The following is a 14,046-nucleotide window of genomic DNA, read 5'->3' as shown; positions in this document are numbered from 1 at the left end:
GCGTGACGGCGCCGAAGAGCGTCCGGTACAGCTTCGTGCCGACAAGCAGTGACGTCGTGATGATCGCGACCAAGGTCGCGGTCGATGCGATTGCGCACGACGCGAAGGCCGTCAGTATCGCCCATGACGGCTGCGGCTCCTCGGCGTAGCCAACCGGGACGACGTCGGGGCACGATGCCGTCTTGCAGCGCCGATTGATGTTGATCAAGCCCGCCACGACGCGCGGGCGGAATTGCTGCTGCCGTCAAACGCCGCTAAGTAGCAAGCGTGCCAAGAGGGAGCAGCGGCGTGGCAGACGATCAGGGACGGCCGGGACCGCAGGGTCCGCGCGGACGGCAGGGCGAACCGGGACGGCCGGGGCCGCAGGGTCATCCGGGCAAGCGCGGCCCGGACGGCGCGCGCGGCAAGCCGGGACCACAAGGCAAGCCTGGACCGACCGGAAAGGCTGGACCTCAGGGCAAGCCTGGCTTGCCAGGCAAGCCAGGCGAGGTCGGTCCGCGGGGTGCCGCAGGACCCCAGGGCCCCGCAGGACCCCAGGGCCCCGCAGGATCTCAGGGCCCCGCAGGACCTCAGGGCCCAGTCGGTCCGCAGGGCCCGCGCGGCGAGCCGGGCCCGCCCGGCCAGTTGCCATCGATCGAGCAAGTGCTGCCGTGGCTCGATCAGCTGTTCGACGCCTGGGACGAGCGCCGCCGCCAGCGCGAGCAGGAAGCCGCCGAGCGCACCGCCCTCGAAGCTGCAGTGCACGAGGTTGAAGATGCGTCCTCGGATAACGATAGCGACGAGGACGAAGGCGACGAGCCCAAGAAAAAGAAGAAAAAGAAGAAGCACGGCCAGAAGGGCTAAAACATGATCCGGAAAAATGCGAAGCGGTTTTCCGAAAAGATCATGCTCAAACCACGAGCTGAAGCGCGATGATCATCGCGCTTTGCGCCGTTACTTCGCCTGGTTGTCACGTCGCGGCACCATGCCCATGCGCTCGAACTGCCAGCGCATGGCGCGGTACCAGAGATAGCCGACAGCCGCGCCGCAAACCGCCAGGATCACCACGTTCGCGCTCGAGAACGAGCCGCTCCACCACATCATCCACGCTGTCCACAACAGCGTGAATATGATGGCACCTGCTTTCAGCGGAAGAAGGGGACGGCTCATGGTTCCTGCTCCGGGTTGTCAGAACCCCGGCAGACATCATCGCGCGTCACGGCCAACGCCACCGTGAGGCAGGTCACGGTGGGACTTTGTGTAACGTCTAGCCGAAGCGCAGACGCGAACGCTCCTTCGCCTTCTCCGCCTCGACCTCTCGGTCGCGCGCCGGCGCGTGGGTATGCAGCGAGGTCAGTAGTTTTCGCGCAGCCTCTGAAACCTCCGCCACCGCCCGGTCGAAGGCCGCCTCATTGGCCTGTGAGGGCTTGTTAAAGCCGGAGAGCTTTCGCACAAACTGAAGCGCGCTGGCATGGATCTCCTCCTCCGTCGCCGGCGGCTCAAAATTGAACAGGGTCTTGATGTTGCGACACATGCAGTCTCTCCCGGTGATGTCCTCATAAGACGGTCGGCGAAGCCGAAATCCTACATCCGTCCGGACACTTCTGCTAAGGTCCACGCCAACGCGGCCGCCAGAGATGAGCCGCATGGGGAGAGAAACGTGAAAGCTTCTTGCGCAGCACTGTCGGCCGTCCTGCTGTCGATTTCGGCATCGGCATTCGCGGCAGACTACCCGGCACCGAAACAGGGCGACTGGATCGCCAGGGACTTCAAGTTCCATACCGGCGAGGTCATGCCGGAACTGAGGCTGCATTACGCCACGATCGGTGAACCGACCGGACAGCCGGTGCTGGTGCTGCACGGCACCGGGGGCTCTGGCGCGAGCATGCTGACGCCCGCCTTCGCCGGCGAATTGTTCGGAGCCGGCCAGCCGCTCGATGCGTCCAAATATTACATCATCCTTCCAGATGCGATCGGCCACGGCAAATCGTCGAAGCCCTCCGATGGCATGAAGACGAGCTTCCCGAAATACAATTACAACGACATGGTCGAGGCGCAGCATCGCCTCGTGACTGAAGGCCTTGGCGTCAAGCACCTGCGGCTCGTGATCGGCAATTCCATGGGCGGCATGCAGACATGGCTGTGGGGCGAGAAATATCAACAGGCGCCGACCGCGGCAAAGGCCGACGCGATCGTTGACGAGCGGCTGGCGAGGCCGATTACCGCTGACGCGAACGATTACGTTTATCAATGGGAGTCCTCGCATGACTACAAAGCCGCCGAGAAGCTCGAGGCGATCGAGGCCTCGCTGCTGCTGATCAATTCCGCCGACGACGAGCGCAACCCGCCCGAGACCGGGATCACGGATGCCGCGATGAAGCGGGTCAAGAACGGCAAGCTGTACCTCATCCCCGCGAGCACCGAGACGCGTGGCCACGGCACCACCAGCAACGCAAAATTCTACAGCGAACAGGTCCGGCAACTGCTGCAAACCGCACCGCAGCGCACGATGTAGACATCTTCCAGCGACCTCAATATCGCAACGCATCATGTGCGGCGCCCCCGCGCCGCATATTATTTGAGCATGCAATGAGCGGACGGCTCGGGCTTAATCGCGTCAGCGATACGAATCGACAACGCGATGAGGAGGATTTGCATGCACAGGCTTGCGCTGTGCGTTTGGCTCGCCGCGATGACGGGCACCGCGCTCGCGTTCGACAATGGCCAGTACGATGGCGTTCCACCCGACATCCGTGCGTGGTTCAAGAGCGTAATCGCGCCGAACGGCGTACCCTGCTGCGACATCTCCGATGGCCACCGCACGGACTACGACGTGCGCAAAGGTGCGTACTGGGTGCCGATCGAGGGACAGTGGATGGAGGTGCCTGAGCGCGCCATCATCCGCGATCGCGGCAATCCGGTCGGTCAAGCCGTGGTGTGGTACGTCCACCACCGCGGCGCAATCATCATCAGCTGCTTCGTGCCTGCAGACGCCGTCTGACGTCTCAAGGGGAATTCATTGGCGGACGTAGCCCGATCGGGTAGTTTGACGCCGAGCTCATCCGGAGGCACGCCGTTGACTGACCTTTGCGCCGAAGACCTCGCCACCATCTATGCGAAGCCAACCCCGCGCGTGATCGCCAAGGCGCGTCCCGCGATCGATGCGCATGCGAGGAAGTTCATCGAGATGTCGCCGTTCTGCGTGCTCGCGACATCGGGCACCGATGGAAGCGTCGATGCCTCACCGCGCGGTGGCGGCGTCGGCTTTGTCCATGTCGCCGGCCCAAACCAGTTGCTGATGCCCGACCGCGCCGGCAATAACCGCATCGACAGTTTTCGCAATGTCGTCGAAGGCTCGGGGTTCGTGCATTTGCTGTTCTTCGTCCCTGGGATTGACGAAACGCTGCGCGTTGGCGGGCGCGGAACACTCTCGGCCGATCCGGATCTGCTCGCCGCGATGGTGGAGTTCGGCAAGCCGCCGCGCGCGGTGCTGAGCGTCGCCGTCAACGAAGTCTACTTCCACTGCGGCAAGGCTCTGATGCGCTCCAAGCTGTGGTCGACGGAGAAGGTGCCGCGCTCAGTGATGCCCAGCATCAGCCAGGTCATCCACGATCAGACCAGCCTCGGCGAGCCCGAAAGCCAGGAGATCGTGGAGGAGCGCTACAAGGCGCAGCTGTAACGGGATGTTCGCGGCTCAAACAGACCGTCATGCCCGGGCTCGTGCCGGGCATCCGCATTCTTCGTCCCGCGTCGCAAGACGTGGATGGCCGGGTCAAGCCCGGCCATGACGAAACGAGAGAGCGAGGCTCAGTGCCCCTCGCCCTCGAGCCCGCCGACGTGCTTCTGGGTGTAGAGCTCGAGGCCGATGCGGCCGATCAAGTCGAGCTGGGTTTCGAGGAAGTCGATGTGGTGCTCCTCGTCGCTCATCAGCTTCTCGAACAGGTCGCGCGTGACGTAGTCCTTGACGCCGTGGCAGTAAGTCGCCGCTTCCTGGTAGAGCGCACGCGCGCTCATCTCGGCGGCAAGATCGCACTCGATGATCTCCTTGACGTTCTGGCCGATGCGGAGCGGATCCAGCACCTGCATGTTCGGGAAGCCGTCGAAGAACAGGATGCGCGCAGTGAGCTTGTCAGCGTGCTCCATCTCCTCGATCGACTCCTTGCGCCAGACCTTGGCCATGTCGAGAAGGCCCCAATTGTCGAGGAAGCGGTAGTGCAGCCAGTACTGGTTGATCGCAGTCAGTTCGTGACGCAGCGCCTTGTTGAGATAGTCGATAACTTTTGCGTCGCCTTGCATGGTCCACTCCAGCTCCTGCAGTCCAAATCGGTTCCATCCGATTTAGAACGCTTCTAAATGAGTTTAAATACAAGGGCAACTGACTGCCGGGACGCAGCCGGGGAAAAGCTCAGCCGGCGTCGCGGAAATTTTCAGCAGGCCGCGAGGGCGAACTGGGCGGGTTCGGCGAACTCGTCGTTCGCAGCCACCGTGTGGCTGTGCGGGCAACCGGCGCAGCAGGACTGCGCACACGGGCCGAGCGCTTCGTCGATGATCGTCTTGATCGTTCGGGCGCAGCGACCGCATTCGGCGCTACAGCCGAGGCATCCATAGACCTGCTTGGCATGGCGCACAGCATCGTCGGACTCGGCGACGGCGGCGCGGATATCGTCATCGCTCAGCACGTTACAGGAACAAACGATCATGGAAGCGATAGGCCCCTTCGGTGATGCACCATCATCGATATTTAAGGGGCCGGCCGGACGCAAAAGGAAAAACCGGTATTTCAAGCTATTCCAAACTGGCCCGGATAAAGCCTAGAACGGCTCTAAATTAGCGAGTTGCGCTGGATCAAAAGGATGCCGGACCGGGCTTAATCGCTGCTCCCGCCGCCTCCACCATCACCACCGCCGCCACAATCTCCACCGCTGCCGCCACTATCACTGGCGGAGCAGCTGCCGCTGTCGGTCGAGCTTCCGGAACTGTCGCTGGGGAACCAGCTTCCTAACGAGAAGCCGTCATTCGTCGTATCCGAATAGCTGTCGGCGCCGCCATCGCCGCTTGCTCTGGTACGCGTCCGAGGGGCGCGGTTCTGCAGGTGGGTCATCAGGGCATAACCCACCACGCCAACGGCGCCGAAGGCGATCAGGGCATTGGTCAGGGCATTCATCGTCGTCTCCTGGAAGCCTCTGTCTCAACCATTGGTCGCACCCGCCCATTGCGCCGTTCATTGATCATTCAAGCGAAATATGGAACTTTGGCCGCAAGAGTTATGCGTTCCTGTGAAAGGTCGAGCCGATGAAGAAGACGCTATTGGCAATCGCTGCCGCCGCCACCCTGGTCCTGACCACGGGAGCGCCTGCCCACGCGCAGCGAGGTGTCGCAGCAGGCGTCGCCGCCGGCATCATCGGTGGTGCCATCGTCGGTGGCGCGCTGGCTTCTCCGTATTATTACGGACCCAGCCCCGGTTACGCCTATGGCCCAGGCTACGGCTACTATCCGCCCCGCTATTACGCGCCGGGTCCCGGCTACGTGGCCGACGACTATTACGGCGATGGTTGCGTCTGGCAGAAGCAGCGCTTCTGGGACGGCTACGCCTGGCGCGTTCGCCGCGTCCGAGTCTGTGGCTGAGGCGCGTTAGACCGGATCGCTGGAGCCGTTCTCGTTGGGCCGGTTCACTACGGATGCGCCGTTCATCTCAAAGCCTGAAAAAGACCGCTTTTTCTCGTCACAGCTCCGTGTGCGTTTACCGTGGATTGACCAATTGCGCGCTTTCTAGCTGCAAGGCCAATTCCATTAGAGTGTGCGTGAACCTTTGAACCCTGGACGCTCCTAACAAGGGACGTCCTTCTCCCAGGAGAGCCAAGAGCATGAAGAAGACTATTGTTGCCGCCCTCACGGTTGCGACGATCGCCGGTTCGCTGGTGACCGCCACTCCGTCCGCCAAAGCCGGTGACAACATCGGCGCCGGCATCGCGGCCGGCCTGATCGGCGGCGCCATTGTCGGCGGCGCGATCGCATCGAGCCGTCCGGCCTATGGTGGCCCGGTTTACGTCGCCGAGCCCGCTCCGCCCCCGCCGCCCTGCTACTGGCAGCGGCAGCGCTATTGGGACGGTTACGGCTGGGTCATTCGCCCGGTTCGCGTCTGCTACTGATCCGATCGCACGGCGCTGACCAGGCGCTGCGATCGAAGCCCGGCCGAGACCATCGGCCGGGCTTTTTCTTTGGGAAGGCCGCTAGCGCGCGGCCTGGATCGAGCGCAGCACCTCTTCGCTCGGCCAGCAATCAACCTTGAGCGCCGCCGATTTCTGATAAGCGCCGAGCGCGGCGCGCGTCTGCATGCCGGCCTTGCCGTCGATCTTGTCCTTGTACAATCCGATGCGGGTGAGCCCGCGCTGCATCGCCTCCACATCCTTCGTACGCAGCTGCTTCGATGCCGACCATGGCGTCGCAAACGGCAGCGGGCTGGTCATGCGGTCGCTGAGATGACCGACGAACAGCACGTAAAGGTCGGAAAAATTGTATTCCTTGATGACGTAGTAATTCTTCGTGGTCAGGAATGCCGGACCATAGATGCCCTCCGGCTGAAGCAGCGAGGCCGGCTGAGCCTGCTCTGCGGCACTCAGCTTCTGCCCGCGCACCGGCACGAAGCCTTCACGCAACCACTGACCGATCGGCTTGGTCACCTCAGGCACGCCAATGGTGCAGTCGACCTTGGCAGGTGCCTGCACTTCATAGGCCCAGCGCACGCCACTCTGCCATCCCTTGTTGACGAGCTGCTGCGCAGCCGAGGCGAGCGCATCCGGCACCGAGTGCCAAATGTCGATGCGACCATCGCCGTCGAAATCGACGCCATGCTTGTAATATTCGGACGGCAGGAATTGCGTGAGCCCTGTGGCACCCGCCCATGATGAGGTCATGTCCTTGCGCGTCACCACGCCCTCGCCGAGGATCCTCAGCGCGAGGATGAACTCGTTGCGATAGGTGTCCTTGCGCCGGCCGACATAGGCCTGCGTTGCCAGCACGCGGACGAGATCGTAGGGCAGTTTATAGCGACCATAGTCGGTTTCACGTCCCCAGATCGCGAGCATGACGGTCGCAGGGACGCCGGAGCTCTTCTCGATCTTCGTCAGCGCGACATTGTATTTTTGCAGCAGCCGCTGTCCCTCGCCCGCGAGATTCGCAATCGAGGCTTCCCGGACGTAATCGGCCGGCACCTGCACGAACTCGGCCTGCGACGGCGCACCGGTCGCGGGCCGCCCCGGCAGAATCAGATCGGGCAGCTTGTAGTCAGGCTCAAGCCCGCGCGTCTCCCGGTCGAACGTCGCGCGCGAGACGCCGGCCTCTTGCGCTTCCGGCCAGAGCGAGGCGATGAACTGCGTAAAGGCAGCATCGGCAGCATGGGCGGACGGCCATCCGCCGGCGATGATGATCGCCGCAGCGATGAGCGCCCGCCGCATCATCACACCATCACCGCGTCAGCTTCTTGTACTTCACGCGGTGCGGGATGATGCTGTCCTGGCCGAGGCGGCGCATCTTGTCCTTCTCGTAATCCTGGAAGTTGCCTTCGAACCATTCGACATGGCTGTCGCCTTCGAAGGCCAGGATGTGGGTCGCGATGCGGTCGAGGAACCAGCGATCGTGGCTGATGATGACGGCGCAGCCGGCGAAATCCTCCAGCGCCTCTTCGAGCGCGCGGAGCGTGTCGACGTCGAGGTCGTTGGTCGGTTCGTCGAGCAGCAGCACGTTGGCGCCGGACTTCAGCATCTTTGCCAGATGCACGCGGTTGCGTTCACCGCCGGAGAGTGCGCCGACCTTTTTCTGTTGGTCAGCGCCCTTGAAGTTGAACGACGAGCAATAGCCGCGCGAGTTCACTTCCTTCTTGCCGAGCAGGATCAGCTCGTTGCCGCCGGAGATTTCCTCCCACACGGTCTTCTTGCCGTCGAGCGCATCGCGTGACTGGTCGACATAGCCCAGATGCACGGTCTCGCCGATCGTGATCGTGCCCTTGTCGGGCTTGTCCTGCCCCGTGATCATCCTGAACAGCGTGGTCTTGCCGGCGCCGTTGGGACCGATGACACCGACGATGCCGCCGGGCGGCAACTTGAAGGTGAGATCGTCGATCAGGAGCCGATCGCCGAAGCCTTTGCTGAGGCCTTCGAAATCGACCACGTTGGCGCCGAGCCGCTCGGCCACGGGAATGATGATCTGCGCAGTCTGGGTCTGCTTCTCGCTCGCCTGCTTGAGCAGCTCCTCATAGCGCTGATAGCGCGCCTTCGACTTGGCCTGGCGCGCCTTGGGCGAGGACGCGACCCATTCCTGCTCGCGGGCGAGCGTCTTCTGGTGCGCGGCGTCCTCGCGGCCTTCCTGCTCGAGGCGCTTCTGCTTCTGCACCAGCCAGGACGAATAATTGCCCTCGTAGGGGATGCCGCGGCCGCGATCGAGCTCGAGGATCCACCCCGTGACGTTGTCGAGGAAGTAGCGGTCGTGGGTGACGATCAGGATGGCGCCGGGATAGTTGCGAAGATGACCTTCGAGCCACGACACGGATTCGGCGTCGAGATGGTTGGTCGGTTCGTCCAGCAGAAGGAGGTCGGGCTGGTCGAGCAGAAGACGGCACAGCGCGACACGGCGGCGCTCGCCGCCGGAGAGCTTCGTCACGTCGGCATCATCAGGCGGGCAGCGCAGCGCGTCCATGGCCTGGTCGACCTTGCTGTCGAGATCCCAGAGGCCCTGGGCCTCGATCTCGTCCTGCAGCTTGGTCATCTCGTCGGCGGTCTCGTCCGAATAATTGACGGCGAGCTCGTTGTAGCGGTCGAGGATCGCCTTCTGCTTGGCGACGCCCTGCATGACGTTCTCGCGGACGGAAAGCGCGGGATCCAGGTGCGGTTCCTGTTCGAGATAGCCGACGCGGGCGCCCTCGGCGACCCAGGCCTCGCCGGTATATTCCTTGTCGAGGCCCGCCATGATCTTGAGCAAGGTCGACTTACCAGAGCCGTTGACGCCGAGAACGCCGATCTTGGCGTCCGGGTAAAAGCTGAGATGGATGTTGTCGAGCACCTTCCGGGTCGGGTAGCTCTTGGTCAGGCCTTGCATGAAATAGATGAACTGGCGCGCCATCGGTCCCGTGAAACCTTCAATTTGAGGAGATTTGCTAGCCGCCGATGTAGCGATCCCGCCCCCAAAGGGCAATGTTTTCCCTCCGTTCACCACGGATGAATACTGGCCGGACACCATCCGGCCACCGATCCGGACAATTGAAACCATCTTTTAATCAATCAGGCCAAAGCTCGGTTTCGCGCGGCAACAGCGCCACCCGCTCAGAATGAACGGGAGCACAGCGAGGCCCCATCATGGCTCTGATTGAGACCCATTCCCTTCCCGTTCCGGCGGAAGCCGGTCGCGGCAACGCGCTCGTGTCCGAGATCAAGGGTTTCTGGAAGCGCTTCTTCGCCACCGCCTTCAATCCCTACCGGCCCGAACTGCACTATATGCGCGGCCCCGGCCCCGCCTGGCGCGCCAAGCACGGCATGGATGCACCGATCCGGTTGAAGCCGCGCTGAAGCGCCCCGTCCCTGTCGGATTTTTGAAGTCCCAGACTGCTTGCGCGCGGAGCTGAATGCGCGCAACCATGGCCCCGTTCCGACAATGGCGCCCCGCCCGGCGCTGTCACCTCTCGCCGTCAACTCTGGCCTTGGATCGACGCTGATGACGCGGCTGCGCTGTGCAATCCTCGACGACTATTTCAACCTCGCCCTCGACGTCGCCGACTGGTCGAAACTCTCCGACCGGATCGACACCACCGTGTTCAGCCATCCCTTCACCTCGGAGCAGGCTGCGGTCAGCGCGCTCGCCGATTTCGAGATCATCTGCGCGATGCGCGAGCGCACGGCGTTCCCCCGGAGCCTGTTCGACAAGCTGCCCAAGCTGAGGCTGCTGCTCACGTCAGGCATGCGCAACGCGGCGATCGACATGGAGGCCGCGAAGGCCAGGGGCGTCGTGATCGGCGGCACGCAATATTCGCGTGATCCAACTGCGCCGCTGACCATGGGCCTCATCCTGGAGCTGACCCGCGGCATCGGCCGCGAGAATGCGCGCATGCATGCCGGCGAGCCCTGGCAGACCTTTGCCGGTGTCGAGATCGAAGGCCTGACGCTCGGCATCGTCGGCCTCGGCAAGCTCGGTAGCAAGATGGCCGGCATCGCCAAGGCGTTCGGCATGAAGGTGATTGCCTGGAGCCCGAACCTCACCCCGGAGAAGTGCGCCGCCGCCGGCGTCGGCTACGCCACCAAGGAGGAGCTGTTCGCGAAGGCCGACATCATCACCATCCATGTGGTGCTGAGCGAGCGCTCGCGCGGCCTCGTCAGCCGCGAGGATCTTGCGCGGATGAAGCCGACCGCGTTCCTCGTCAACACCGCGCGCGGGCCCATTGTCGATGAGGCCGCGCTGCTGGAGGCCTTGCAGCAGCGCAGGATCGCGGGCGCTGGCCTCGACGTATTCTCGGTCGAGCCGCTGCCGGTCGACCATCCCTTCCGCAAGCTCGACAATGTCGTGCTGACGCCGCATCTCGGCTACGCCACCAAGGACGGCTTGCGCATCCATTACGGCCAGATGGTCGAGGCGATCGACGCCTGGACCAAGGGCGGTGAGCTGCCTCGCAAGCTCGCCTGAAATGACGAAGGGCGTGCCGATGGCACGCCCTTTTGCAATCTGAATTCGTGAAGCGCTTTAGCGCACGGTGACCGGGGCGGGCAGCGGCGGCACGACGGTCGGCTGCGTGCCCGGCACGGGGCCTGCCTGGGCGGCCATTGGAGCCGGACCGGGTGCAGGCGCGGCCGACGCGGTCGTCGTACCAGCCGGCGGATTGCCAGGCATCACCACGACGCGGGTGCCGACCTTGGCACGGTCAAACAGGTCCGAGACGTCCTCGTTCAGCATGCCGATACAGCCTGACGAGACGAACTTGCCGATCGTCGAGGGCTGGTTGGTGCCGTGGATGCGGTACACGGTCGAACCGAGATACATCGCGCGGGCGCCCAGCGGATTGCCTTCGCCACCGGCCATGAAGCGCGGCAGATAGGGCTGGCGCTCGATCATTTCCGCCGGCGGATGCCAATCCGGCCACTCGGCCTTGCGGGTGATCTTCTGCACGCCGGTCCAGGTGAAGCCGTCGCGGCCGACGCGGACGCCGTAGCGAATCGCACGGCCATTGCCGAGGACGTAATAGAGGTAGGTGTTCGGGGTATCGACCACGATGGTGCCGGCCGGCTCCTTGGTCTGGAACGCGACTTCCTGGCGGCGCAGGTTCGGCGGCAGTTGCACGGGGGCAGCGTCGGGCTGCTCTTCGGGCGGCAGCGCGGCGACCGACGTCGGCCGGCCATCGGCGCCCTGCTGTGGGACCGCGCCGGTCGCGGCGGGGCCACCGATAGCTTCGGGCGGACGCATGCCATCGTTGGTTGGCGCCTGCCCCGGACGGTCGGCATAGATCACCGCGGGCGGAGCGGCAGGGCGGCCATAACGGGGATCGTCGGGCGACATGACCGGCCCCTGCGGCGGTGCGGCGGAATAGACCGGCGGAGCGCCAGCCGGGCGGCCATAACGCGGGTCATCCGGCGACATCACCGGGCCCTGCGGCGGAGCCGCGGAATAGACCGGCGGGCCGGCGGGACGAGCGTAGCGCGGATCCTCAGCCGGCCCGGGCGGCGGCAGCGAGGCCTGCGGCATTGCGTCGTCGTCGTCCAGCGCGTCGAAATTCGGGGTGCGGTCACCGGGCCGATACTCGGCCGGGGCGCCATAGCTCGGCGCCTGCTGAACCGGATAGCTCTGGGCCTGTGCAAGCGAAGTTCCCGCCGCAGCGACTGTTGCGGCAGCGCATATCGTCAGAAAATGTTTGATCATCATCGCTCTTGTAAGTCCCCGGGCCCCGTCCGAGCCGATGAGGGCCAGATGACCGAAGATAGCGGCACATTCAAGACATAACAGGCTGATTTGTGCCCGATTTAGCGATTTGTGATGCAATCGCACACAGTTGCCCCGTTGCATCACGGGGTGAAAATCGCACCCCGCCGTAGATTGCCGGAGTCATCAGCCCCGATTTTTACGGAACGGGGCGAAGGCGTTGCGATATGGTCGAATCAGCCTGATTCGCCACCGATTTGAGCTCGAATCCCCGCGTGGCGAAGGCGGCAACCAGTACCGTCACCGCGTTCAGATGGCTCATGGGCCCTGGCCACACGCCGCCGGGGCGGAAATTCGCAACCCGTCGATGCTTCCCGGCTTTCGCTTCCTGCTTGCCGCGATCCTGCTGTCTACCTCCATCCTGGTGTTCGGCCTGGGCGCCGCCGCGCTCGTGCGGGCGAGCCACGAGCAGTATGTCAGCAACCCCTCCTGGCGGAACGGCCCGCAGGAGCAGATGTTCGCGCAAGCCTCCGAGCCTGCCCAGCCGGTGCTTGCGGCCCTGCGCATCGAGCCCGCCGCGCCGGTCGCCAACGATGCGGCGCCTGCGATGCCCGCGCAGGTCTCGAGCAGCCAGGTCTCGAGCAACCAGGTCTCGAGCAACCAGGTCCCGAGCATCGGACTGCCCGCGGTCGAAACGGGACCCGAGCAGATGGCTGCGGTGACGCTCGACGCCAAGGTCCAGCCTGAGCCTCAGGTCGTCGCCGTTGCGGCGGTGGCAGAGCCGGCTGCGTCCGCCACCGAAGCGCAGGCTCCTGAGCCGGCCAGGAGTGAGGCGGCAGCTTCCGCGCCCACCGACACGCTCACCCCGGCCGACACCACGGCTTCCATCGCCATGACGATTCCGGCCCCGGCCATGAGCGCCACCGACGTGCCGCGCACCGCAACGCCGGCGCTGGCCTCGCGCGTGAGCGACATCGCAGCGGCCAGAGTGGCGGCACTGAACGACCTCGCGCCGCCGGCAGAGCCCAAGGCCAACAGCGCAAAGCAAGACAGCAAGCCGCGTGCATACAAGCCGAAGAAGCGTCACCGCATCGTACGGCGCGCGCCGCCTCAGCAGGTCAACCAGGCGCTCGATCCGTTCGGCCAGCAACGGCAGCTGCAGCAGCTACAACAACAGCAGCAGCTGCAGCAGCTACAACAGCAGCAGCTACAGCAGCGGCAGCAGCAGATGCTCGCCACGGCGTCCACGCGCCCGCGCCAATAAGGCTTACGCCGGTCCGGTCGCGATGGCCGGGCCGCCCTCCTGGCCCCATTCCGACCACGAGCCGTCATAGAGCGCGGTGTCGGTAATCCCAAGGCGATAGAGCGCGAGCGTCAGCACGCCGGCAGAGACACCGGAGCCGCAGCTCGTGACGATCGGCGCATCGAGCTTGACGCCGGCACCGGTGAAGGCGGCGCGCAAATCCTCGAGTGGCTTCATCACCCCGGTCGCGGCATCGAACAGCTGGCTATAAGGCACATTGCGCGCGCCGGGGATGTGGCCGGAGCGGATGCCCGCGCGCGGCTCGGGAGCGCGGCCCTCGAAACGATCGGCGGCGCGGGCGTCGATCACCTGCTCGGCGCGGCTTTGGAGGTTGGCGATCAGCTGCTGCATGCTGCGCACGCGCTTCGGATCGTAACTGGCCCTGAAGCTTGCAGGCTTCGGCTTGACCTCGCCGCTCTCGACCGCACGTCCCTCGGCGCGCCACTTCTTCAGGCCGCCATTGAGGATGCGGACATTGCTGTGGCCGAAGGCCAGGAACATCCACCACGCGCGGGGCGCGGCGACCCAGCCGCCGGCATCGTAGATCACCACTGTATCGGCGTTGGAAATGCCGAGATTGCCGACGTCGCGGCCGAACTGCTCGGCGCTCGGATACATGTGGGGCAGCGGATTGGAATGATCGGACACCGCGTCGACGTCGAAGAACACAGCACCCGGCAGATGCGCGGCGAGATAATCATCCTTCGGCAGCGGCAGCACGCCCGGCAGCTTGAAGCTGGCGTCGAGCACTTTGACGTTGGAATCATTGATATGGGCGGCGAGCCATTCGGTGGAGACGAGGGGATCGGGGGTCATGCTGCTAATTCCTTGTCATTCCGGGGCGTGCGCAGCACGAACCCGGAATCCATCGT

19 protein-coding genes are annotated in these 14,046 nt (G+C 64.4%); 10 read left to right on the top strand and 9 right to left on the bottom strand.

What is annotated here, in order from left to right; translation table 11 throughout:
• Nucleotides 1–2 precede the first annotated feature (2 nt).
• Nucleotides 3–149, top strand: coding sequence for a hypothetical protein (locus XH98_RS36155; RefSeq protein ID WP_271621379.1), 147 nt, complete (start codon nucleotides 3–5; stop codon nucleotides 147–149).
• 139 nt (nucleotides 150–288) lie between these two features.
• Nucleotides 289–843, top strand: a complete 555-nt coding sequence (locus XH98_RS36150) for a collagen-like protein (protein ID WP_271621378.1) — start codon at nucleotides 289–291, stop codon at nucleotides 841–843.
• Nucleotides 844–933: 90 nt separating this feature from the next.
• Here XH98_RS36150 and XH98_RS36145 read toward each other — a convergent pair whose 3' ends face one another.
• Complete coding sequence (locus XH98_RS36145; RefSeq protein ID WP_057754199.1) at nucleotides 934–1,149, bottom strand: hypothetical protein; 216 nt, start codon at nucleotides 1,147–1,149, stop codon at nucleotides 934–936.
• Between the two features lie 97 nt (nucleotides 1,150–1,246).
• Nucleotides 1,247–1,513 (bottom strand): DUF2277 domain-containing protein, encoded by a 267-nt coding sequence (locus XH98_RS36140; RefSeq protein WP_057754196.1) that lies wholly within the window; start codon nucleotides 1,511–1,513, stop codon nucleotides 1,247–1,249.
• A gap of 126 nt (nucleotides 1,514–1,639) precedes the next feature.
• On the opposite strand from XH98_RS36140, the gene XH98_RS36135 reads away from it, so the two are divergent.
• The 3 genes from XH98_RS36135 (at nucleotide 1,640) to XH98_RS36125 (ending at nucleotide 3,658) form a co-directional block, all read left to right on the top strand.
• Nucleotides 1,640–2,494, top strand: coding sequence for an alpha/beta fold hydrolase (locus XH98_RS36135; RefSeq protein WP_271621377.1), 855 nt, complete (start codon nucleotides 1,640–1,642; stop codon nucleotides 2,492–2,494).
• Nucleotides 2,495–2,635: 141 nt separating this feature from the next.
• Nucleotides 2,636–2,980 carry a hypothetical protein gene (locus XH98_RS36130; RefSeq protein WP_271621376.1) on the top strand — a complete coding sequence of 115 codons (345 nt, stop codon included), beginning with the start codon at nucleotides 2,636–2,638 and terminating at the stop codon, nucleotides 2,978–2,980.
• Between the two features lie 75 nt (nucleotides 2,981–3,055).
• Nucleotides 3,056–3,658 (top strand): MSMEG_1061 family FMN-dependent PPOX-type flavoprotein, encoded by a 603-nt coding sequence (locus tag XH98_RS36125; protein WP_271602474.1) that lies wholly within the window; start codon nucleotides 3,056–3,058, stop codon nucleotides 3,656–3,658.
• A 128-nt stretch (nucleotides 3,659–3,786) separates the two neighbouring features.
• Here the strand turns inward: XH98_RS36125 and bfr are convergent, their stop codons facing one another.
• The 3 genes from bfr to XH98_RS36110 all read right to left on the bottom strand — a co-directional run bounded on the left by bfr (nucleotide 3,787) and on the right by XH98_RS36110 (nucleotide 5,143).
• Nucleotides 3,787–4,275, bottom strand: coding sequence for a bacterioferritin (gene bfr, locus XH98_RS36120; protein WP_011089420.1), 489 nt, complete (start codon nucleotides 4,273–4,275; stop codon nucleotides 3,787–3,789).
• Between the two features lie 131 nt (nucleotides 4,276–4,406).
• The gene (locus XH98_RS36115; RefSeq protein WP_057754191.1) at nucleotides 4,407–4,679 is read right to left on the bottom strand and encodes a (2Fe-2S)-binding protein; all 273 of its coding nucleotides are present in this window, start codon (nucleotides 4,677–4,679) and stop codon (nucleotides 4,407–4,409) included.
• Between the two features lie 167 nt (nucleotides 4,680–4,846).
• Nucleotides 4,847–5,143: a hypothetical protein gene (locus XH98_RS36110; protein ID WP_271602473.1), complete on the bottom strand. Its 297-nt coding sequence runs from the start codon at nucleotides 5,141–5,143 to the stop codon at nucleotides 4,847–4,849.
• A gap of 128 nt (nucleotides 5,144–5,271) precedes the next feature.
• Between XH98_RS36110 and XH98_RS36105 the strand changes: the two genes are divergently transcribed.
• Together XH98_RS36105 and XH98_RS36100 are read left to right on the top strand one after the other, a co-directional pair.
• A complete protein-coding gene (locus tag XH98_RS36105) occupies nucleotides 5,272–5,604 on the top strand; it encodes a hypothetical protein (protein ID WP_271621375.1) in 333 nt (110 codons plus the stop codon).
• A gap of 239 nt (nucleotides 5,605–5,843) precedes the next feature.
• A complete protein-coding gene (locus tag XH98_RS36100; RefSeq protein ID WP_057754182.1) occupies nucleotides 5,844–6,128 on the top strand; it encodes a hypothetical protein in 285 nt (94 codons plus the stop codon).
• Nucleotides 6,129–6,209: 81 nt separating this feature from the next.
• Here the strand turns inward: XH98_RS36100 and XH98_RS36095 are convergent, their stop codons facing one another.
• Complete coding sequence (locus XH98_RS36095; protein ID WP_271621374.1) at nucleotides 6,210–7,436, bottom strand: lytic murein transglycosylase; 1,227 nt, start codon at nucleotides 7,434–7,436, stop codon at nucleotides 6,210–6,212.
• A gap of 7 nt (nucleotides 7,437–7,443) precedes the next feature.
• Nucleotides 7,444–9,093, bottom strand: coding sequence for an energy-dependent translational throttle protein EttA (ettA, locus tag XH98_RS36090; RefSeq protein ID WP_057754174.1), 1,650 nt, complete (start codon nucleotides 9,091–9,093; stop codon nucleotides 7,444–7,446).
• A gap of 233 nt (nucleotides 9,094–9,326) precedes the next feature.
• On the opposite strand from ettA, the gene XH98_RS36085 reads away from it, so the two are divergent.
• The gene (locus XH98_RS36085) at nucleotides 9,327–9,536 is read left to right on the top strand and encodes a hypothetical protein (protein ID WP_057754170.1); all 210 of its coding nucleotides are present in this window, start codon (nucleotides 9,327–9,329) and stop codon (nucleotides 9,534–9,536) included.
• Between the two features lie 145 nt (nucleotides 9,537–9,681).
• On the top strand, nucleotides 9,682–10,644 hold the full coding sequence (locus tag XH98_RS36080) for a D-2-hydroxyacid dehydrogenase family protein (RefSeq protein WP_271621373.1): 963 nt from the start codon (nucleotides 9,682–9,684) through the stop codon (nucleotides 10,642–10,644).
• Between the two features lie 57 nt (nucleotides 10,645–10,701).
• Here the strand turns inward: XH98_RS36080 and XH98_RS36075 are convergent, their stop codons facing one another.
• Nucleotides 10,702–11,871: a L,D-transpeptidase gene (locus XH98_RS36075; RefSeq protein ID WP_271621372.1), complete on the bottom strand. Its 1,170-nt coding sequence runs from the start codon at nucleotides 11,869–11,871 to the stop codon at nucleotides 10,702–10,704.
• Nucleotides 11,872–12,091: 220 nt separating this feature from the next.
• On the opposite strand from XH98_RS36075, the gene XH98_RS36070 reads away from it, so the two are divergent.
• A complete protein-coding gene (locus tag XH98_RS36070) occupies nucleotides 12,092–13,135 on the top strand; it encodes a hypothetical protein (RefSeq protein ID WP_271621371.1) in 1,044 nt (347 codons plus the stop codon).
• Between the two features lie 3 nt (nucleotides 13,136–13,138).
• On the opposite strand, the gene sseA is transcribed toward XH98_RS36070, so the two are convergent.
• Nucleotides 13,139–13,990 (bottom strand): 3-mercaptopyruvate sulfurtransferase, encoded by an 852-nt coding sequence (gene sseA, locus XH98_RS36065; protein ID WP_271621370.1) that lies wholly within the window; start codon nucleotides 13,988–13,990, stop codon nucleotides 13,139–13,141.
• Nucleotides 13,991–14,046 lie beyond the last annotated feature (56 nt).

Origin of the sequence: Bradyrhizobium sp. CCBAU 51745 (genome assembly GCF_028128715.1) — a bacterium.
GTDB lineage: Bacteria > Pseudomonadota > Alphaproteobacteria > Rhizobiales > Xanthobacteraceae > Bradyrhizobium > Bradyrhizobium manausense.
This window is presented reverse-complemented; position numbering and strand designations above follow the sequence as displayed.

What these genes read in the sequence shown, in the direction of transcription:
- XH98_RS36145 (WP_057754199.1), bottom strand. Translation starts at nt 1,149, where the DNA reads ATGAGCCGTCCCCTTCTTCCGCTGAAAGCAGGTGCCATCATATTCACG.
- XH98_RS36140 (WP_057754196.1), bottom strand. Translation starts at nt 1,513, where the DNA reads ATGTGTCGCAACATCAAGACCCTGTTCAATTTTGAGCCGCCGGCGACG.
- XH98_RS36130 (WP_271621376.1), top strand. Translation starts at nt 2,636, where the DNA reads ATGCACAGGCTTGCGCTGTGCGTTTGGCTCGCCGCGATGACGGGCACC.
- bfr (WP_011089420.1), bottom strand. Translation starts at nt 4,275, where the DNA reads ATGCAAGGCGACGCAAAAGTTATCGACTATCTCAACAAGGCGCTGCGT.
- XH98_RS36115 (WP_057754191.1), bottom strand. Translation starts at nt 4,679, where the DNA reads ATGATCGTTTGTTCCTGTAACGTGCTGAGCGATGACGATATCCGCGCC.
- XH98_RS36110 (WP_271602473.1), bottom strand. Translation starts at nt 5,143, where the DNA reads ATGAATGCCCTGACCAATGCCCTGATCGCCTTCGGCGCCGTTGGCGTG.
- XH98_RS36105 (WP_271621375.1), top strand. Translation starts at nt 5,272, where the DNA reads ATGAAGAAGACGCTATTGGCAATCGCTGCCGCCGCCACCCTGGTCCTG.
- XH98_RS36100 (WP_057754182.1), top strand. Translation starts at nt 5,844, where the DNA reads ATGAAGAAGACTATTGTTGCCGCCCTCACGGTTGCGACGATCGCCGGT.
- XH98_RS36095 (WP_271621374.1), bottom strand. Translation starts at nt 7,436, where the DNA reads ATGATGCGGCGGGCGCTCATCGCTGCGGCGATCATCATCGCCGGCGGA.
- ettA (WP_057754174.1), bottom strand. Translation starts at nt 9,093, where the DNA reads ATGGCGCGCCAGTTCATCTATTTCATGCAAGGCCTGACCAAGAGCTAC.
- XH98_RS36085 (WP_057754170.1), top strand. Translation starts at nt 9,327, where the DNA reads ATGGCTCTGATTGAGACCCATTCCCTTCCCGTTCCGGCGGAAGCCGGT.
- XH98_RS36080 (WP_271621373.1), top strand. Translation starts at nt 9,682, where the DNA reads ATGACGCGGCTGCGCTGTGCAATCCTCGACGACTATTTCAACCTCGCC.
- XH98_RS36075 (WP_271621372.1), bottom strand. Translation starts at nt 11,871, where the DNA reads ATGATCAAACATTTTCTGACGATATGCGCTGCCGCAACAGTCGCTGCG.
- sseA (WP_271621370.1), bottom strand. Translation starts at nt 13,990, where the DNA reads ATGACCCCCGATCCCCTCGTCTCCACCGAATGGCTCGCCGCCCATATC.